Below are 21,196 nucleotides of genomic sequence, written 5' to 3'. Positions count from 1 at the left end.
ATACCATTTATCAAAAATAGTCAGATAGATAGTTGGGATGGTTAAAGGTTAAAGGTAAAGGGAGAAAGGCTCGTTATATAAAGCTTTAACCTTTTCCCTTTCCCCTTTTCCCCACTGTACTAAGTCTCTTATTACTTTCGATAATTGGTATTATATGCAAAATTATTGAGATTATATCCGTAAATTTATTGAATCTAATTATTGGCGATCGCCCAAACAACTTGATGGTTGATTGGTAGGCAAAAGAACGCGCACCGCAATCCCTCGAATAGTGATTTTGAAAACTACGGGTTTCAACAAGGTTATTGGACGAGGCGAACAGAGTTTAGTAGTCTCCTCGTAACGACCGTTTCAGATGAATGACAACCTCTTGTAACCCCTCATAAGCAAAGGAAACCTTAGCATCCCTCATCTTCAAACTGGACACGGTTAAACTCTCATCAATGTAAAAAAATCTCGCTTACGTATCTCGGTAGCAGAGATATGAGAAGATAGTTAAAAACATATTAAATGAATTTAAAGAAAAATTATGGCAGAAATCCAATTTTCTAAAGGGACAAAAGAAAGCGTAGTCCCTAATATTAAAGTTACACGCTCCCGTAATAAAGATGGTGGTACAGCTACTTTCTATTTCGATGCCCCTGATGCTCTTGCTGATACTAGCACGGTAGAAATCACGGGTTTATATCTGGTGGATAGTGAAGGGGAAATTGTTAGTCGCGACGTTAAAGGAAAATTTATTAACGGTAAACCTTCCGCTATCGAATCAAAATTAATTATGACTTCTGCTGCTGAGTGGGAACGTTTCCTACGTTTTATGGAACGATATGCAGAAGAAAATGGTTTGGGTTTAGAAAAATCCTAATTCAGTAATCAGTTACGAGTGACCAGCAATCAATCGGTTATTAAATCCTCTTACTGGTTGCTGCTTACCAAGAAAATTGTAGATATTTAGTAATTTAATTTGGTTGATGAATTACAAACCTCACCCAGATAAAGAAGGAGTTACTCTTCAATGTGTCGTTATTACAGTGAGCGATACTCGTACAGAAGAAACTGATAAAAGTGGTCAAATCATTCAGCAATTATTGACTGATGCTGGTCATGAGATAGCTGCTTATGGCATTGTAGAGGACGAACCAAAGGCAATTAAAGACCAAATAAAACAGTTATCTAAGGATACTCCTTCAGATGTGTTTATTTTTAATGGTGGTACGGGAATTGCACCGAGAGACACTACTTATGATGCGATCGCTAGTTTACTAGATAAAACTTTACCAGGATTCGGGGAAATTTTCCGCCATCTTAGTTTTCACGATATTGGTTCAAGAGCGATCGCTTTAAGAGCGATCGCAGGTGTCTACCAAGATAAACTAATTTTTTCTCTTCCAGGCTCTTCTAATGCAGTCAAGCTAGGTATGACAGAGCTTATTTTGCCAGAAGTAGTTCACTTAGTTAAACAGTTACAACAGTGATCGGTTATCAGTTATCAGTTATCACCAACTTTTAGGTTTAAATACTCGCTTGATAAAAAAGGAAGTATTTTTAAGATAGCAGTTCAATGAAACTGTTTATTGAATTGCACTGTTCACTATTCACTGATGACTAATAACTGGTCACTGTTCGCTGATTATTCTGCTTCCGCTCTAGCTTTGGCTGCTTCATCAGGATGGATACCCAAGCGAGTCAAGTTAAGGCGACCTTTGTTGTCAAAGTTGCGAACTTTCACCACAATTTCATCCCCTACAGCCACTTCATCTTCCACTTTACCCACTCTGCCTTCTGCTAGTTGAGAAATATGGATCATGCCTTCTTTGCCTGGTAACACTTCCACAAATGCACCGATATCGATGATTCTGGTTACTTTTCCCAGATAAACATCTCCTTCATTTAGTTTGCGAGTCATATTGTAGATCAGTTTTTTCGCTCTTTCAGCTTTTTCTGCTTCTACTGCTGCAATAATTACCGTACCATCATCTTCAATATCAATTTTAGAATCGGTTTGTTCCACAATAGCTTTAATGGTTTTACCAGAAGGGCCAATAACCATGCCAATCAGATCGGGATCGATTTTGAGGGTTAATAATCTTGGTGCAAAGGGAGAAAGTTCTTCACGAGGTTTATCAATCGCTTCGAGCATTTTCTCTAGGATATGCATTCTTGCGGGTAATGCCTGATGAATTGCTTTGGCTATGATGTCCATTGACAATCCCGTAATCTTCATATCCATTTGCAAAGCAGTAATACCGCTATCTGTCCCTGCAACTTTAAAGTCCATATCGCCTAGAAAGTCTTCAATTCCTTGAATATCAGTCAGGATACGCACCTCATCTTCTTCTTTAATTAACCCCATTGCTGCTCCACTAACAGGTTTAGTAATGGGAACACCTGCATCCATCAAAGAGAGAGTCGAACCACATACCGAACCCATCGAGGTAGAGCCGTTGGAAGATAAGACTTCGGAGACTACCCGCAATACATAGGGGAATTCTTCTTGAGAGGGTAACACTGGCATCAAAGAACGTTCTGCTAATGCACCATGACCAATTTCGCGACGACCAGGAGAACGTAAAGGTTTAGTTTCTCCTACAGAAAAAGGAGGAAAGTTATAGTGATGCAGATAGCGTTTTTCTGATGTGGGATGGAGATCGTCTCCTAAGTCTTGGGCATCTCCTGAAGTACCTAAAGTTGCCAGAGAAAGAACTTGGGTCAGTCCTCTTTTAAAGAGTCCGCAACCATGAACCCTACGGGGGAGCAATCCTACTTGACAGGAAATGGGGCGTACTTCATCTAGTTTTCGTCCATCTACCCTAATTCCGTCTTCAACAATCTGACTTCGCATCAGCTTTTTGGTAAGAGCTTTAAAGTATTTGCCGATCGCTTTAGAATCTTCTATAGTAGCAGTTTTGATGGGGTCTTCTTCTGGCAATTCGGCGATCTCTGATTCAATTTTCTCTGCTTTAATAACATCTAAGGCAGTGTCACGACCTTTTTTATCCAAGTCATACTTAGAAAGAATTTGCTTAATATCGTCAGTTACGCGATCGCTGATAAACTGTTTTAAAGCTTCATTTTCTTCAGGGAGTTCAGCTTTGACAATCTCAATCCCTAGCTCTTTAATTAAGTCTCTTTGAGCCTGAATTAATTCTTGGACTGCTTCGTAACCAAAATCAATCGCTTCGATAATATCTTCTTCTGGTAGTTGGTTAGCTCCTGCTTCTACCATGATTACGCCATCAGGACTACCAGCGACCACTAAATCTAGTTCTCCTTGCTCGACTTCCCGATAGGAAGGATTGAGAATAAAATCATCTCCAATTAAGCCTACTCTCACTGCTGCCATTGGACCATAAAAAGGAATTTGCGCCAACAGCACCGCCACCGAAGCACCCGTGACCGCTAAGACATCTGGTGGTACATCTTCATCTAAAGATAAAGTAGTTGCTACAATTTGAATATCATCTCTTAACCAAGAAGGAAGCAAAGGACGCAGTGGGCGATCTATCAAGCGACTGGTTAGGGTTGCTCTTTCTGGAGGTCTACCTTCTCTACGTAAAAACCCCCCTGGTATTTTTCCTACTGCATATAATTTTTCTTCATAATCAACAATTAATGGTAAAAAATCTATTCCTTCTCTTCCTTGGGCTCGGGTGGCGTTGACTAAAACTGCTGTGTCTCCCGCTTGGATTAATACTGAACCGCCTGCTTGTGGTGCGAGCAAGCCTACTTTCAGACTAATATCCCTACCATCAAAGGGTATGGATTTATCAATTTCTTGCATTCAGTTTATTTTCCTTATTCTTTCTCTATTTCTTGGTCTCTCCGCGATCCTAACATTATCTGAATTCCAAGTTGCTATTTTTTCATCTTAATTTGTGCCGTAGTTTTATGTATATTTATTTAGTTATCTTAATTTTTGCAATAGTGAGTTAAGAGATGAATTATCAGGGATGAGAAAATAATACAAATATTTATTATCTAATCCTTAATAATTCATCATTTGACTAATGACTGATAACTGATAACTAAAACTAATAGCTGTTAATTGATTATATTCCTCTAGAAAGTTTCCAATATTGCTGCACTAACTGATAGCGAAAACTATAGATACTTCCTGTTTGAATTAGATAGTAATCTTTCATCAGTAATCTAATAATAGTACGTGCCATTTCTTTATTATTAGTTTCTGGATCGTTATAGAGAACTTGCCATAACTTGGTAAAAGTAGTGGGCGGATTAATAGCTAATAAGTCTAAAATATTTAACACATAGGGCTTTTGATCTTCAGTGTAATAATTATCAATTCTTTCTCGATAGTGATCCATTTTCCAAGGATTAAGAGGGTTGTGTAAACATTCTTCAATAGTGTTAATAATTACGCTATGGGTTACTTCTTCTTTTAGCGTTTTTAACTGATTAACTAAATGATGAATATAAAAAGGAATACAGTCTACTGCTTCTGCAATATCTCTGGCAGATTTCTCAACATTAAAAGTTGCTATATTTTCTCCCTCGATTAAATGAATAGTTAACTTCATAGCATCTTCTAAAGTTAACGGTTGACCATCAATAGTATACATATCATTAGTAGGATCGTTACGATAGCCAGCTTTTTGTAAGTTTTTAAAGATGTGATGTAAGCCAATAGAGCCAGAAAAAACCATTCTAATATCAGGATAAGTTTGTCTTAAAGATCGCAAGGTATCGAGCATTTCCATTGCAGAGCGATCGGCAAAGTTTTCCAGCATATGGGGTATTTCATCCCAAATAAAAACTATTTGTTTATTCTGCATCTTTACTAAGTCTTCAATAGCAAAGGTTAATAAACTCTTCCAATGCGATTCTGCTATTTCGGTAAAGTGAAATCCTGTAAATTGAGTTGCTTGTAATTGGCTTAAAAAGTTTCTGACTTTTGTGGCTTTACCTTCTTCTGGAAGATGAAGTTCAATATCTTGCCACACTTTTTCCACAAATTCTATGGGAGTTCTAATACCTTCTAAATCTCTATATATTGGCAGCATTTTATCATTATCTTCCGATGCCATTTTCTTAAGAGTACTACTTTTACCAATTCTTCTTTCTCCAACAAAAATTAAGCTTTGTTGCTCTAATATTTCCCAAATTTGCCGAATTAATCTTTCTCTACCGATAATTTCTTGAGGAGCAATTTCTCCCCCTGGATTAGACTTAAAATTAGTAGTTTTAAATTTAAAATTTTCAAAATCATTTTTCTGAGGTTCTTCTTGAGAAGCAAGTCCCCAATCTAATCCAATTTCTTGACAAATCCGAATAAAATTATTAGCTGCAATGGGTTTTCCATTAATAAATTTAGAAACTGATGATTTAGAAATATTTAATTGTTCAGCAATCAATTTTTGAGTTAGTTGCTTAATCGCCAAGGATTCTTCTACTTTGGTTTTCCATTCGCTATTTAGTTGTAAAGAGCCACGTGCCATATTAAAGTTATTGCTTATAGTGACGTGAATTTTATCTTTTGATCTATTTTATGTTATTCAAATTAATCAATAATCTATCTTAAGAAAGCTTTTGTATAGCTTGACTTTATTGAATAAAAAATTTTAACAATTCAGATGTATGTTGCAGAGTTTTTAAGTAAAGTATTTTCTCAATTTATTTAAAGTTTTTTTGGTTCGTATTAATCCCATTTATCATGCATTTGCTGGATAGATTAATAATAAATTATAGTAGCGTGTCTGGACTAGAATACTGGGTTGTAATTGTAGGGTCAATTCATGAATTGACTGCGAGGGATGCTCTCGGCGTGATGAGCATCTCCAATCAAGGTGTTGACAAGCTAACCTACAGGATAAAAAAAGCGGTCAGACCTTGATGGCGCGAAAAAAGGCACGAGTTGGCTCTACACATTCTAAAATTTTCCTCTTCAATTTAAACTACCCAATAAATTAAACTAGGCACTCTACTATATTATTAGTCTCCAACTCTCAAAAAAATTGGTACAAGCTCATTTAATTACTCATAAAAATAATGCAGAGACATATCACTATACACCTCTGCACAAAATTTAGGCATCTAATGTCAACAAATTACAACATTTCTTAAAATCAGAAAAATCTGAATTTCATTTCTCAACGAATCAGCCTGTATTTCTCATTCCCGCAGCAATACCATTAATGGTTAGCATTGCACCCCTAAGCAATTCTTCCTTACTAAAAGGACGAAAATGAACCAATTCATCGTCTTTACTATATTGACGCAAACGTTCAATTAGTGCTACTTGTAAAAAACCTAAAGGAACAATTGTTCCGTTTCTTAATTGGACAGAACGTTGTAGTTCAGGATCGCTATCAAGTAGTTTGTTCTGACCGTTAATTTTGAGAATTATTTCTTTGGTTAAGTTATATTCATCGGTAATTTGAGCAAACAACTTCTGAAAACGCTCTTGGTCTTCCTTAGAAGATAGTTTATTGACGTAATGTTCTGCTATTTGTAAATCTGCTTTGGCAAGAGTCATTTCTACCTTAGAAATTACCATGCGGAAGAAGGGCCATTTAACATAAAAATAGCGCAACAGATTTAAATTTTTAGTAGGTTCTTGTCCTAAAAACTCTTGTAAAGCAGAACCAATACCATACCAAGCAGGTAAGAGAAAACGGCTTTGCGTCCAGCTAAATACCCAAGGAATTGCTCTTAAACTACTGATATCTTTTTTTTGATTACTACCTTTTTTTCCTGGACGTTTAGAAGGACGAGAGCCAATTTGTAATTGACTAATAACATCTATGGGAGTTACAGAAAGAAAGAAATCAACAAAATCTGGCTGTTCAATAAGAGAACGATAGGCTTTCCGAGAGCGTGTTGCCAATTCTTCCATGATTTGATGCCAAGGTTTAACTCGATCGAAACCACTACCTAATAAGCTAGATTGAATGACTGCTGTGGTTATAGTTTCTAGGTGATAGAGTGCTAACTCTGGCAAAGAATACTTAGAAGCTAGAACTTCTCCCTGTTCGGTAATTTTGATGCGCCCTTTAATTGTATCCGTGGGTTGCGCCAAAATAGCTGCATAAGCTGGTCCCCCACCTCTGCCAACTGAACCGCCTCTACCGTGGAATAGTCGCAAAGAAACACCGTATTGAGTAGCTACTTTTTCTAGTGCTTTCTGCGCTTTATGGATTTCCCAGTTACTACTTAAAAAGCCAGAATCTTTATTACTGTCAGAGTAGCCCAACATTACCTCTTGTAAATGGGTAGGTTCTAGAGGTGGTAGTCCAATATCTTCTGTTGTTTCCTTAGAAGCCGTTGCTAATTGGTTATAACCGCCAGCTAAAGCTGCTCGATATAGTTCAAGCTCAAATAAGTCCTTCATTACCGAAGGAGCGTGTTTTAAGTCATCTACAGTTTCAAATAGAGGTACAATCCGTATGTTAATCCGACCACTACCAGGATCGTATAAACCTGCTTCCTGTGCTAATAGCATGACTTCTAAAACGTCACTGACATCATTGGTCATACTGATAATGTAAGTATGACAGATACCTAAGCCGAATTCTCGCTGTAGCTTTTTCAGCATCTGAAAGGTATCTACAACTTCTTTGGTTCTTTCAGAGAAAGGCATTTCTCTGGGAATTAGAGGACGACGAGTGGGTAATTCTTCGACTAACCAAGCAACTTTCTCCGTTTCGGTTAGTTCATTGTAGGGTTGGTCTAAAATTCCTAAATATGCAACAAGCTCTGTGATTGCATCAGAATGAACCGATGATTCCTGGCGAAAATCTAGTTGAGTTAGAGTAAAACCAAAAATTTCTACCTGACTAATCAAACTATCTAATTCGCGACAATGAAGGGATGTTTGTGCCAGACTGTTTTGAATCAGTTTTAAATCTGTTAAAAAGTCGGTTTCCGTATGGTAAATATTTTCTTGTTGAGGTTTGCCTTCTTGGTTGGCTAAAATTTTATTGCGATCGCAAGTTTTTTGGAGTTTTTGAGAAATGTAAGCTAGTTTTAGGCGATAAGGTTCTTGACGATAACGCATTGCCAGGTTTTCATAAATTTCTGGCATTCTTTGGCGATCTCGCTCTAAAGAATCTAATAACTCTGGTAAAACTTTACTCCAGTGAAGAGATAAACTGAGCAATTCTCGTAATTGTTCTACTGATTGCAGATATTTGTTTAAAACAATTCCTCTTTGATAACAAGCAGTTTCCCATGTCACTGTTGGAGTTACAAAAGGATTGCCATCACGATCCGATCCTACCCAAGAACCAAAATAACAAAATTTGTGGTTTGGCGGAGTTAAGTGAGGAAAAGTACTTTTCAAAGATTGCCGTAAACGATGAGCTAACTGGGGAACGACATCAAATAGCACTTCTTGGAAATAGTGTAATGCATAGTCTACTTCGTCCAGTACTTTAGGCTTAAATTGATGCAACTCATCAGTACGCCACCATAAACGAATTTCTTCAGTTAATTCGGCAACAGCTTCCTCAGTTTCCCAAGAGCTACTCATCCCACGATCGGCATTCTGATCTTCGGCAGAGTCCATTCTTCTCAAAATATTAGAAATTCGTCGTTGTTTTTTCCTGATGGTATGACGTACAATTTCTGTCGGATGTGCAGTAAACACTAAGCGAATGTCTAACTCAGTTAGAAGTCTTTGCAACATTCGTGGTGGCATATTGATCTTTTTCAAATGGGGAAATAGCCATTGAAAAGTTCCTGCTTTATTCCAACTGTTACTCTGTTCTACCCAAATTTCTTCTAAACCATCAGCACCAGGTACGCCAAAAGCCGATTCTTTACCATTTTCAATGCTGCTTAAATTTCCATATTCTGAAGATATCTGACTTGATGCTCCATTGCTGCCATTTTCTCTACGAAATATCTTTTGTTCGTTCTGCTCATAGTGTTGTTCTACGATATTGATTAACTGAAAATAAAGAGCGAAAGCACGAGCAGCTTGAATCGCATCTTCAATCGGTAAACTCTCAATTAACTCGGGTACAGAGGATTGGGGTAAATCTTGAACTTGACCTTCAGGAGAAGATACTTTACGCATTTTCTGGAGCAAATCTACCATTTCTTGCCCATATTCGGAGCGCAACACCGACTCCCATAATTCTTCGATCAACTTCAATCGATGACGCAATAATAGGTGAGCTTTAGAAAGCTTATTAACCTCTGAAGAAGAAACTTGAAGCAGCGAACTCATAAATACCCCAACTATGAAGAATCTTATGCTTTATTTATTAGAAAATAATTATTCTAATTTGTAAAGTCGCCAATTCAGCAACTTTATCAACAAACTGAAAACAAACAAGACAATTACCTAAAAAGATTTTGGTAATTTAAGCAGTAGCAAAATACGATACAAACAGCTTTCCCTAAGAGCGATCGCAATAAGCACCTATCAATGACCTCAATTAAGACTTTTAGCAATTGCTCTCAGAAGTAATATACTGTATGTTGGCTGTTTTGAATCGTAAAAGCTACTACAATACGCTATTCATCATTATCTTTTAAGATTTTTTCTAAAAAGACTTTTTTTCCGAAAAATGCAGTAAAGGTAGTTGATCGGCACGAAATACTTCTTCACTCATTTTGCCCATACCCTCTAACCATTCTCCTAAAAAATGCAATACTAAAATAGCCATCATGAAAGGGCTAGTAGCTAAGCTCAAACCTATCAAAGAAAGCTTTGTTGTTGTACTATTTGATTTCATTTCTATTTTTCCCCATTGAATTTTGTCTAGATCGCTCTTGTAGTTATCTATCTGCTTTTACCACAGTTAGTCTTAGATCAATAAAATACCTTACTTCTAATTTAGACTCAATAGGTTTTATTGCTAAATATAATCATTAGCTATTGACAAAAATTGCTAATAATCTGTATATTAGTCTTTAGTGTTCTCCTCTCAAGGAATCGGCAGGTGAGGTCTTTAATTTAAGTAAAGACAACTCTCCTGTTTTTTTTTGGCGGTACACTTAAATACTGGTTAGCTTTTATATTCGAGCAAATTTTAAGTTTATGAGTGTGAATTCTTCTGATTACGATGTGATTGTAATTGGCTCTGGTATTGGAGGATTAGTAACCGCAACTCAGCTAGCAGCCAAAGGCGCAAAAGTTTTAGTTTTAGAAAGTTACATCATCCCTGGGGGTAGCGCGGGTTACTTTGAAAGAGAAGGCTATCGCTTTGATGTGGGAGCTTCCATGATCTTTGGTTTTGGGAGTAAAGGGACAACTAATCTTTTAACTAAAGCTTTAGCAGCAGTAGATATGAGCCTTAACACTATTGCCGATCCCGTACAAATCCATTACCATCTGCCCAACAATTTACAACTCAAAGTACACTACAATTATGAGAAGTTTTTGCAAGAGTTGATTGTTTTATTTCCCCATGAAGCCAAAGGAATTCCTGCTTTTTATGACGAATGTTGGAGTATTTTTAACTGTCTTAACAAAATTGAGTTATTATCTCTCGAAGAACCCCGCTATATAGCTCGTGTCTTTTTTCAGAATCCTTTCGCTTGTTTGGGTTTAGCAAAATATTTACCGCAAAATGTCGGGGATATAGCACGTCGCCATCTCAAAGACCCCGTTTTATTAAGATTTATTGATTTAGAATGCTATTGCTGGTCGGTAATGCCCGCATCTGGTACTCCTGCTATTAATGCAGGGATGGTTTTTAGCGATCGCCATTATGGAGGAGTTCGTTATCCTCAAGGGGGAGTAGGGCAAATTGCTCAAAAACTGGTTGCAGGATTAACTAAATTTGGTGGCGAGATACAGTATAAAGCCAGAGTATCTAAAATTGTGCTTGAAGGTAAGCAAGCAGTAGGAGTCAAGCTAACAAACGGAAAAGAATATTTCGCTCGACGTATTGTCTCTAATGCAACTCGTTGGGATACCTTTAATAAACTTCTTCCATCGGAAGCGATGCCCACCAAAGAAGTAAAATGGCAACACAGATATCAAAAATCTCCCAGTTTTCTCAGTCTTCATTTAGGAGTCTCCGCAGAAGTCTTACCCCCTAATGCAGAGTGTCACCATGTCTTGTTAGAAAGTTGGGAGCAAATGGAACAACCAACGGGTACAATTTTTGTTTCTATCCCGACTCTGCTCGATCCTTCTTTAGCTCCAGAAGGCTATCATATTATTCATACTTTTACCCCCAGTTGGATAGCAGACTGGCAAAAGTTAACCCCCCAACAGTATGAAGCACAAAAAGAGTCTGCTGCTGCTAACATTATTAATCGTCTAGAAACTATTTTCCCAGGATTAGCTCAGGGTTTAGATTTTCAAGAAGTAGGTACACCCCGCACCCATCGCCGTTTTTTAAATCGAGTAGATGGCACTTATGGTGCTATTCCCAGTCGTCAGTTACGAGGGTTACTGGGAATGCCTTTTAACCGTACTGCAATTTCTGGATTATACTGTGTGGGAGATAGCACATTTCCCGGTCAGGGTTTAAATGCTGTGGCATTTTCTGGCATAAGTTGTAGCCATAGAATAGCTGTTGATTTAGGCATAGCTCATTAATTGATGAACAGCTAGTTTCAGAAATCACCAAGTCAACGAGCCAGGATTAGTAATTAGTGAGAGATTGCAGCTTACCACTAGTCACAGACTGAGATCGCAAAATTAAGCTAAGGATTTTAAACCCAAAATCAAAGATAAACAAGGTTAATTTCTAGCAAAATTAAATTCGATCACACTTCTTCATCTGCATCATTATGCTTGCTATTTGCACTAAAAAAGCCCTGTTAAACAAGCCATACTTCAATTTTATTTATGAAAATATACTTGAGTTTATATTAAGCTGAAATACTTTAAAAATGGTTGTTTCTGCTTTGGTTTGTTTGTATCTTAGATCGCAAAAATATTAGTCTTATCGATTTCAAGCACACTTAATACTTTGGATTAATTATTTTTACTTAAGCAATTTTACGAGTATTCCAAAAAACGCTAAAAAAACAGCTTCAATTACTATTTAAACAGAATTTTGCGAAGTTAGTGGTTAAACAAATTTACACTAAGTTGCATTAAGTTAATGTATTTAGTTATGGCGATCGCATAATGTTTCAAAGTATACACTGATTAATTATTAAATAATACTTATAGTATTGAATCAAAATAGCTTCTAATCCAAAAAAAGCTAAGTTTACGTCAAAATAAATCAAGATATATACTGAGTTGTTTTCCATGATTACTGACTAAACTGTAATTATTGATTTAATTATTACAATTAGCCAAGCTCGAAAAATAGTGGACTCTTATAATCTGTCTAATGCGACAAGCCTCAAATCAAAATTTGACTTAGCTCTCCAATCTCAAGAAAACTCTAAAATTTATGTAGAAATAGCTAGCGAAGAATATTGGAACTTTTATTTTCAATCTGGCTCTTTGATTTGGGCTACTTCTAGCAAACATCGCTTGAGGCGATTGTACCGTATTATCAATAAGCACTGCCCTAAAGTTAACTGTCAGCAAATTCAACTTAGAGAAAAAGAGATTTCTGAATTATGGGGCTATTTAATTTTGGTTGTACTGCATAAACGCAATCAAGTTACAGTAGAAAATCTTGAAGCAATTATTAGAGAAATAGCAGAAGAAGTTTTATTCGATCTCTTTCAATACTTATCAGAAATAAAAAAAATCGAATACATTAGTGAAAGTTCTCAACACCCCATGAGAGCTATTCTCAAAAGTGTTCTTTTAAAAAAACCAATTGTCAGTTTAAACTCAGAGAATATTTACCGCAACAGCGAAGCAAATTGGAATTCCTGGTTAAAAGCTGATTTAACAGCCTATTCTCCTAATATGGCTCTGAATATTATAGATGATGAAAGTCTTGAAAATGCAACTAATAGTAATACTTATCTCAAACTTTCTTTTTTAGTAGATGGGAAGAAAACTATCCGAGACTTAGCTGTTTCTACCAAACAAGAAGCATTAACTTTGCTACGTTCTTTCAGTAGCTATATTGACAATGGCTATTTAGAATTAAAAGAAGTTAAAGACGAATATTTGGCAATTGTAAATTCGGTATCTTCTAAAGTTAAAACTGTTAATACTCCAAGTCCAAAAAGTGAGAGTAAAAGAGAAGTTATTCGTGAAAAACAACCCCTCATAGTTTGTATTGATGATAGCCCTATAGTCTGTCAGGAAATGTGTAAAATCATTAATTCTACGAGTTATCGTTTTGTCAGTATCCGAGAATCAATTCAAGCTTTACCAGTGCTATTAGAGCAAAAACCAGACTTAATTTTTCTTGATTTAGTAATGCCAATTACTAATGGTTATGAATTATGTTCTCAGATTAGAAGAGTATCTTTGTTTCAAGAAACGCCAGTGGTAATTCTTACAGGAAATGACGGTGTAATTGACCGAGTAAGGGCAAAAATGGCAGGAGCATCCGATTTTATGAGTAAACCCATTGAAAAAGACAAAATTGTTAGCACTATTAATAAATATATCAATAATTATCAAAAATCAGCAATCAATAATCCGAGTACTACTTCTTTAGTAGGAAAACAAGCTTAAGTAAGTAAAGATAATTAAAGTTACCAATAAAAGTAGAAACTGATGGTCACATCGTTGTTCTTATTTATGCTTTGTTTCATACTTTGAATTTAATGTTGCATGACTCAGTAGATAGTTATCACATCTGCTAACTACACTTCAATCTTCTTTGCTAGCTCTTCGTTTTTTATCTATAAAAATAGCAAACTCTCTAAATTTTTCAATAAACTTCTATCTCAGCAAAATGACATGAATTCTAATTTCAAAAATCAAACACATGAGATTTCCACATCAATTAAACAAGGAAACCCTGAAAATATCGCAGATTCTTTGAATCGTTATTTTGCACCCCAAGGAATCAGAGCTAAAGTAGCCTGGAAAAATGCTTATTTGGGTATTTTACTGGAAGCAGCACAAAGCCCAAACCAAGAAGAGATGGTAGAAATCATTCGTCAAGAATTTAGTGATTGTGCTTCAGAGTCAGTCAAAGCAGTAAGACTGTATGGTAGACAAGTAGGTCAGGTTACTCCTGCATGGTGTGAAGAAATAACAATTACTCAATCTCCACCATCAGATAATCATAGTCTCTCTGTTGCAGATTGGTTGAGTCAAGGTTTGAAAACAGGTTCATCACCAGCAATTACGACTTCTTCAAACAAACAAAGCGAACTATCTAAATTTTTACGTTTTTACTTTAGCCCAGAAGACACTGCACTTTTACCTCTCAAAAATGTTAAAGAAGTACTAAATATTCCTTTAATGGGAATTCTTCCTGTACCTCATATGGCTGATTGCTTAATTGGTATTTATAACTATCGAGGAGAAATACTTTGGTTGGTCGATTTAGGAGCGCAATTAGGTTTTATTTCCAGCACAGAATTTATTCAAGGTATTAATTCTCCTGCGGAATTGGCTATTAAAACTACTACTGCTCTTACAGGTAAAACTGGTATTACTTTAAATAACGATCTTCCTACTCTCACTGTAATTATTGTTCAAAATGAAGATAAACATTTAGGTATTGTTGTCCCGAAAGTTGTAGATATTGAAATGCATGATTTACAGGAAATGCAATATCCTTCAGAAGAATTATTTTCTCCAAATATTTTACCTTTTTTAAAAGGATATTTAATCCGTTCTAGTAGCCCAGTACTGGATATTAACTCTTTAATTGAAGATTCTAAGTTAAAATTATACTGTCATAATTAATTTTTACTAGAATCATTGTCGAATTATATTAGCGATAAATCTTTAGATAAATTTTATTAGTAATTATTTTTTACGAAAGCAGATAAAAAATTATTTTTAGGCAGACATTATAAAAAAAAGAAGCTCTAGTTTTTTTACTTTGAAATAATATTTATTAGCTACATATCATATTATTATCAAAAAATATAGCATTTGCTATATTTTATTTGTGAAGCAAAGTTCAATCGTTCAATTCTTAGTAATATTGTAGCGATTTTTCAAAAGAATTTCGCTCATTATCTTTAATCCCTATTTCCTATTCCTTAAACAAGCTAATTTACACCTCATGTATTTAAGAAATACTATATTTAACAATAATCTATAAAACCGTCAATACTTAGTAAATAATATTAATTTATTACTTTATTTTTAGAAATTTATTTAATTATTTACAATGTATTTTTTATTGATTATAATGTTAAATATTCTCAAGAAAAGAAAAATATACAAGTGTAATTATATTGTGTGTTTTCTTAGAAAATTTTGTCAAAAAGTATTGAATTTTTCAAGGATTTTAATTTAATGAGTAATTCTAGTTATCCTCAAGAAAACATCGAGATTGAATATTCTAAAAAACAGCAAAAAGAGTCCGAGTTAGAGTTAAAAAATCAAACAAAAAAAGAACTAAGTATTAATACCCCCCCCCCCCGTGGGAAAAGCTCTGAAAATGGTGATTACAGCGTTTTAGGCTCTCAGAATAATTCAGAACAAATAGAGCTTCAAGCAAACATTATCGATCGGATAGAAAAAGAAGATTTACTAATAAATAATCTTGCTAATTTAGAGCCAATTAAATCAGAAATACAACACTTAGTAGAAGTAATACAAGGTAAAATGAATAGTCATAATAACGATCGCTCTTCAGTAATTGACAAAACGAATAACACAGCAAATTCTGAACTGCAACAAACCATTGCAGCTATCAAAACAGAACTAGCCAAAATTGATAATTTAGAAAACTCTGGTTTACAAGAACAGCTAGAACAAATTGAAAAATTAACCCAAAACGCACAAGAGTTTAACGGACAGTTATCTAGTGCAGTAGAAAGTAAAATTAAAGCAGCCCGTCAGGTGGCTTTAGCTATAGCTAAACAAATGGCTCAAGCAGAAGATGCAGAAGATTTATTCCGTATCGTAGCTGCTCAACTGCAAAAAGTCTTACAAGCTGACCGTGTAGTCATCTATCATTTTGATGGTATTAACACTGGTACAGTCATCATGGAGTCGATGGTAACTGGTTGGACTCCCATGTTAGGAGAAACTGTTCCTGCTTTAACTTTTGGGACTAACAAAGCTAAGGAGTACCAAAAACAGCAGTATATAGCCATTGAAGATGTTAAAAAAGGTGGGCTATCTCCTTATCAGCTACAAATTCTCGATAAATATCAAGTTAAGGCTAGTGTTGCTTTCCCTATTTGCTTTAACGAAAAAATTTGGGGTCTATTAGTAGCTCAACAGTGTAGTAAATCTCGTACTTGGTCAGAAACCGAAATTACTCTGCTGTATCAAATTGTGAACGAGTTAGGCTTGAGAATGCAGCCCGCAGAATTCCAAGAGCAACTGCACGCAATGGCTCGTCAAGAAGAAGCGGTTAATAAAGTAATTCGTAAAATTCAACGTACTAGAGATATTAAAGGTATCTTCAAAACAGCTACTCAAGAAATCAGACAAATTCTGAAAGCAGATCGCGCTGTAGTCTATCGCTTCTATCCTGATTGGAGTGGCGAAGTTGTGGCTGAATCTGTCGCTGGAGGCTGGATATCTCTAATTCAAGAACAAGACCGCGATCCTAGTATTCGTCAAGATTTAATGTCTTCTGATGTGTGTTCTGTTAAGAGTATGGATACTCCTCCTAATGTGGATACAGACACTTACTTTAAAAATACTAAAGGCGGACTATATACCCAAGGTGTTCACTATCGTCGTGTTGATGATATCTATCAGATGGATTTTTCTCCTTGCTATTTAGATAGTTTAGAAAAATTCCAGTGCAAGGCATATATTAATATTCCTTTATTCCAAGGGGAGAAACTTTGGGGCTTATTCTGCGTTTATCAAAACAATGCGCCTAGAGAATGGAAAGAGTCAGAGATTAACACTTTACTCAGATTTAGCGCACCTTTAGCTACTGTATTAAATCAAGCAGACATTATCGATCAGCTAACAGCAGAATCAGCAAAAGTAGCTCAATCAGTTGAGAGAGAACGTACTTTAACCAGAATTAACGATCGCATTCGTGAGTCTTTAGACTTAGATGTGGTATTCCGTACCGCAGTTGATGAGATTCGTAAATTCTTAAGCGCAGATCGCTCTGTAGTCTATCGTTTCTATCCCGACTGGAGTGGCGAGATAGTTGCTGAGTCTGTCGCTTCTGGTTGGGCTGCACTAATGGAGATGCAGAATAAAGATAGTAGTCTCAAAGAAGAATTAATGACTAGCGATCGCTGTATTGTCAAACAGTATGGCTCGCCCGCACAATTAGACCCCGATACCTACTTCCAAGAAACTCAAGGTGGTACATACAATCAAGGTCAGAAATTCCGTCAGGTAAATGATATCTATGCAATGGGCTTCTCTGGTTGTTATATTGCAACTTTAGAGAAGTTTGAATGTCGCGCTTATATTAACGTTCCCATCTTCCAAGAAAATAGACTTTGGGGCTTACTCTGTGTTTATCAAAACGATGCACCGAGACAATGGCAAGAATCTGATGTTGACTTCATGATGCGTGTCAGCAGTCCTTTAGGTGTAGCGTTGCGTCAAGCAGAATTTGTCGATCAAATGAAGCGTGAAGCTGACAAAGTTGCTAAATCTGTGCAAAGAGAGAAAACTCTGGCTCGCATTACCGACCAAATTCGCGAATCTTTGGATGTTGATACTATTTTCCGCACTGCAACCCAAGAAATTCGTCAATTATTCAATGCTGACCGTGCAGTAGTGTATCGCTTCTATCCTGACTGGAGTGGCGAGATAGTTGCTGAATCCGTTGCTTCTGGTTGGATATCCTTGATGACTCTGCAAGAAAAAGATAGCAGTCTCAAAACTGACTTAATGTCTAGCGATCGCTGTTCGGTAAAGAAAAAAGATTCCCCTGCAAATCTTGACCCCGATACCTATTTCCAAGATACCAAAGGGGGAATGTATAACCAGGGTGAGAAATTTCGTCAGGTAGATGATATCTACGCTATGGACTTTACTGCTTGTTACTTGGCTTCTTTAGAGAAATTCCAGTGTAAAGCATACATTAACGTCCCCATCTTCCAAGGTAATAAACTATGGGGCTTACTCTGCGTTTATCAAAACGATGCTCCTCGAAAATGGCAACCAGAAGAGACAGATGTCTTAGTTCGTTTGGCAAATCCTCTAGGAGTAGCACTACAGCAAGCAGAATTTGTATCTCAACTTAAAGAACAGTCCGATGCGATCGCTCAATCAGCCGAAAGAGATCAGGTAGTAGACCGCATTATCAACGACTTACGAGACTCTACAGAAACTAATCAGATTTTCCGTACTGCGGTTACAGAAATTCGCCAGTTACTCAAAGCAGATCGTACAGTAATCTATCACTTCTATCCCGACTGGAGTGGCGAAATCCTAGCCGAATCTGTAGCCACTGGTTGGATATCTTTGATGCAAGAACAAGAGAAAGATACCAGCCTGAAAACCGATCTCATGTCCAGCGATCGCTGTAGTGTGAAACGTCTTGGCTCTCCCAAAAACCTTGATGCAGATACTTATCTCCAAGAAACTCAAGGAGGAATGTATAACCAAGGAGATAACTATCGTCGTGTAGATGATATCTATGCCATGAACTTCTCTTCGTGCTATTTGGCTTCTTTGGAAAAATTCCAGTGTAAAGCATATATTAATGTGCCAATTTTCCAAGGTGATACACTATGGGGTCTGCTGTGTGTTTATCAAAATGACAGTACTCGTGTTTGGGAAGACAGCGAAATTAATGTACTGCTCAAAATTGCCAATCCTTTAGCGATCGCAATTCAAAAAGCAGAAACCATCACGGCGATGCAAAAGCAGTCTAAGAAACTATCTCTACAAGCAGAAAGAGAGAAAAACTTTGCTCGTCTCACTAGCCGTTTGTTGCGCTCCAGTGACAGAAAAACTATTTTCCGTATTTCCACTCAAGATGTCCGAAATATGCTCAAATGCGATCGTGTGTCGCTCTACAAATTTAATCCTGACTGGAGTGGTTACTTTGTAGCTGATTCAGCCGTAGCAGGTTATATGAGTCTTTTGGATGTTATTCCTGTAATTGAAGATTCTCACCTCCAAGATACCCAGGGAGGTCGTTATAAAGACAATGACCATCTAGTAGTTCAAGATATCTATACCGTAGGTCATTCTGATTGTCACGTAGAGCTATTAGAACAGATGCAAGCAAGGTCTTATATAATTGTGCCTGTATTTGTAGATCGCCAACTATGGGGTTTACTTGGTGCATACCAAAACGACGCACCTAGAGATTGGGAACAAGCTGAAGTAGATTCCTTTGTTCAGGTAGGGGTACAGTTAGGTTTAGCTCTGCGTCAGGTAAACTACCTCGATCAAGTAAAAGCACAGTCAGATCAGTTAACCAAGATTGCCGAGAGGGAAACCAACTTCATTCGTCTTATCTACAAAATTGGACAAAGAATCATTGAAAGACTGCAACAGAAAACTCTCAATCCCGATACTTTATTCCGTTCTGTAACTCAAGAACTACGTCAACTCCTAAAAGCAGACAGGGTAGCAGTTTATCAATTTAATGCCGATTGGAGTGGTAAATTTACCATTGAAGATGTGGGTAGTGGTTATTTGCGTTTAGCAGGTACCGACGCTTCCTATGTCGAAGATGCTTCCTTACAAGAAACCAGAGGGGGTAAGTACCGCAATAAAGAAACCAGTGCAGTTAATAACATCGAAGAAGCACCAGAATTAACCTTTGACCGCGACTTATTACAGCAATGGGGTGTCAAAGCTTATGCGATTGCTCCTCTATTCAAAGGAGAAAAACTCTGGGGTTTACTCGCTACTTATCAAAACACCGAAGCTCGTCAATGGGAAGAAGGAGAGATTAACCTCTTAGTTCAGATTGCTACTCAGTTAGGGATCGTACTGCAACAAGCAGAATATCTAGAGCAGTTACAGATGAAATCGGAACAGTTAGAAGACGCAGCGCAGCGTGAAAAAGCAGCTAAAGAGCAGCTACAACAACGAGCAGTACAAATGTTGGAATCTGTTAAACCAGCATTCCAAGGAGATTTAACCGTCCGCGCTCCCATTAGTGAAGATGAAGTAGGAACAATCGCCGAGGCTTATAACAATACCTTACAATCTCTGAGAAAAATTGTCGTTCAGGTACAAGCAGCAGCGTCTAAAGTAGGCGAAACTTCCAAAGGTAGTGAAGAGGCAATCTCTGTTCTCTCCGAACAAGCTCACCAAGAGGTAGAAGAAGTCACCAAAGCACTCGACCGCATTCAAGAAATGGTTGCTACTACCCAAGCAGTAGCCACTAATGCCCAACAGGTAGAAGTAGCCGTCCAACAAGCTAACGAAACCGTCCGCAAAGGTGACACAGCGATGAACCGTACCGTAGACGGTATATTAGCCATCCGCGAAACAGTATCCGAAACCAGTAAGAAAATTAAGCGTCTGGCGGAATCTTCTCAAAAGATTTCTAAAGTTGTCAGTCTCATTAGTAACTTCACTACTCAAACCCAGCTACTATCCCTGAACGCAGCCATTGAAGCAACCCGCGCAGGGGAATATGGTAGAGGTTTCGCAGTAGTTGCAGACGAAGTACGCTCTCTAGCGCAACAATCAGCCGAAGCAACTAAAGAAATTGAAAAACTGGTACAGGAAATTCAAACGGAAACCAGTGCAGTATCAGCAGCAATGGATACAGGTATCGAGCAGGTAGTCGGTGGTACAAACTTAGTTAACGAAACTCGCCAAGACTTAACCGCAATTGTGGCTGCGACAGACCAAATTAGTGAGTTAGTTCAGGGTATTACCCAAGCAACTCAAGTACAAACCGAACAATCCGAAGCAGTAACCAAAACCATGACCGATTTAGCTGCGGTAGCTAATAAAACTTCCGCCGATTCGGTAGAAATATCCACTTCTTTCCAAGAGCTATTAACCACTGCTCAAGAGTTAGAAGCTAGTGTAGGTCAGTTCAAAGTTAGCTAATTTTCAGTTATCAGTGACTAGTAATCAGTAATCAGTAATCAGTAATCAGTTACCAGTTACCAGTTACCAGCAATCATTGATAAATCATGTGGGGACGTAATAAATAATGCGTCTCTACAATCCCAATAAATAGACCTTTTGCAAAAGTAAATTTCAAATCAAAACTTTTAACTTTATTTAGTCTACATTTGCACTTGTCGGGAAAACCCACTGAAGTTCTTGCACTTTTGACTTTTTGCGATAGGAAATGCTCTTGGA

At 37.0% G+C, this 21,196-nt stretch carries 10 protein-coding genes; 6 read left to right on the top strand and 4 right to left on the bottom strand.

Annotated elements, in window-relative coordinates; genetic code table 11:
• Positions 1-529: 529 nt before the first annotated feature.
• Both psb28 and H1P_RS08020 read left to right on the top strand, forming a co-directional pair.
• A complete protein-coding gene (psb28, locus tag H1P_RS08025; RefSeq protein ID WP_144865932.1) occupies positions 530-865 on the top strand; it encodes a photosystem II reaction center protein Psb28 in 336 nt (111 codons plus the stop codon).
• A gap of 106 nt (positions 866-971) precedes the next feature.
• Entirely contained in the window at positions 972-1,475 is a 504-nt protein-coding gene (locus tag H1P_RS08020; protein WP_144865929.1) for a MogA/MoaB family molybdenum cofactor biosynthesis protein, read from the top strand.
• A 155-nt stretch (positions 1,476-1,630) separates the two neighbouring features.
• On the opposite strand, the gene H1P_RS08015 is transcribed toward H1P_RS08020, so the two are convergent.
• The 4 genes from H1P_RS08015 to H1P_RS08000 form a co-directional block, all read right to left on the bottom strand.
• The gene (locus tag H1P_RS08015; protein WP_144865926.1) at positions 1,631-3,781 is read right to left on the bottom strand and encodes a polyribonucleotide nucleotidyltransferase; all 2,151 of its coding nucleotides are present in this window, start codon (positions 3,779-3,781) and stop codon (positions 1,631-1,633) included.
• A gap of 268 nt (positions 3,782-4,049) precedes the next feature.
• Positions 4,050-5,456: an AAA family ATPase gene (locus H1P_RS08010; protein ID WP_144865923.1), complete on the bottom strand. Its 1,407-nt coding sequence runs from the start codon at positions 5,454-5,456 to the stop codon at positions 4,050-4,052.
• 659 nt (positions 5,457-6,115) lie between these two features.
• Positions 6,116-9,190: a phosphoenolpyruvate carboxylase gene (gene ppc, locus H1P_RS08005; protein ID WP_144865919.1), complete on the bottom strand. Its 3,075-nt coding sequence runs from the start codon at positions 9,188-9,190 to the stop codon at positions 6,116-6,118.
• Between the two features lie 319 nt (positions 9,191-9,509).
• A complete protein-coding gene (locus H1P_RS08000; RefSeq protein ID WP_144865916.1) occupies positions 9,510-9,701 on the bottom strand; it encodes a hypothetical protein in 192 nt (63 codons plus the stop codon).
• Positions 9,702-10,006: 305 nt separating this feature from the next.
• Here H1P_RS08000 and crtH point away from each other — a divergent pair, with 305 nt between their 5' ends.
• From crtH to H1P_RS07980, 4 genes are all read left to right on the top strand, one after another.
• Positions 10,007-11,518 carry a carotenoid isomerase gene (gene crtH / locus H1P_RS07995; RefSeq protein WP_144865913.1) on the top strand — a complete coding sequence of 504 codons (1,512 nt, stop codon included), beginning with the start codon at positions 10,007-10,009 and terminating at the stop codon, positions 11,516-11,518.
• A gap of 726 nt (positions 11,519-12,244) precedes the next feature.
• A complete protein-coding gene (locus H1P_RS07990; RefSeq protein ID WP_144865910.1) occupies positions 12,245-13,522 on the top strand; it encodes a response regulator in 1,278 nt (425 codons plus the stop codon).
• Positions 13,523-13,750: 228 nt separating this feature from the next.
• On the top strand, positions 13,751-14,710 hold the full coding sequence (locus H1P_RS07985) for a chemotaxis protein CheW (protein WP_144865907.1): 960 nt from the start codon (positions 13,751-13,753) through the stop codon (positions 14,708-14,710).
• 561 nt (positions 14,711-15,271) lie between these two features.
• Positions 15,272-20,938 (top strand): GAF domain-containing protein, encoded by a 5,667-nt coding sequence (locus tag H1P_RS07980; protein WP_144865904.1) that lies wholly within the window; start codon positions 15,272-15,274, stop codon positions 20,936-20,938.
• Positions 20,939-21,196 lie beyond the last annotated feature (258 nt).

This window comes from Hyella patelloides LEGE 07179 (assembly GCF_900659865.1).
Lineage (GTDB): Bacteria > Cyanobacteriota > Cyanobacteriia > Cyanobacteriales > Xenococcaceae > Hyella > Hyella patelloides.
This window is presented reverse-complemented; position numbering and strand designations above follow the sequence as displayed.

Coding starts and splice junctions, on each gene's coding strand:
- psb28 (WP_144865932.1), top strand. CDS start 530: ATGGCAGAAATCCAATTTTCTAAAGGGACAAAAGAAAGCGTAGTCCCT.
- H1P_RS08020 (WP_144865929.1), top strand. CDS start 972: ATGAATTACAAACCTCACCCAGATAAAGAAGGAGTTACTCTTCAATGT.
- H1P_RS08015 (WP_144865926.1), bottom strand. CDS start 3,781: ATGCAAGAAATTGATAAATCCATACCCTTTGATGGTAGGGATATTAGT.
- H1P_RS08010 (WP_144865923.1), bottom strand. CDS start 5,456: ATGGCACGTGGCTCTTTACAACTAAATAGCGAATGGAAAACCAAAGTA.
- ppc (WP_144865919.1), bottom strand. CDS start 9,190: ATGAGTTCGCTGCTTCAAGTTTCTTCTTCAGAGGTTAATAAGCTTTCT.
- H1P_RS08000 (WP_144865916.1), bottom strand. CDS start 9,701: ATGAAATCAAATAGTACAACAACAAAGCTTTCTTTGATAGGTTTGAGC.
- crtH (WP_144865913.1), top strand. CDS start 10,007: ATGAGTGTGAATTCTTCTGATTACGATGTGATTGTAATTGGCTCTGGT.
- H1P_RS07985 (WP_144865907.1), top strand. CDS start 13,751: ATGAATTCTAATTTCAAAAATCAAACACATGAGATTTCCACATCAATT.
- H1P_RS07980 (WP_144865904.1), top strand. CDS start 15,272: ATGAGTAATTCTAGTTATCCTCAAGAAAACATCGAGATTGAATATTCT.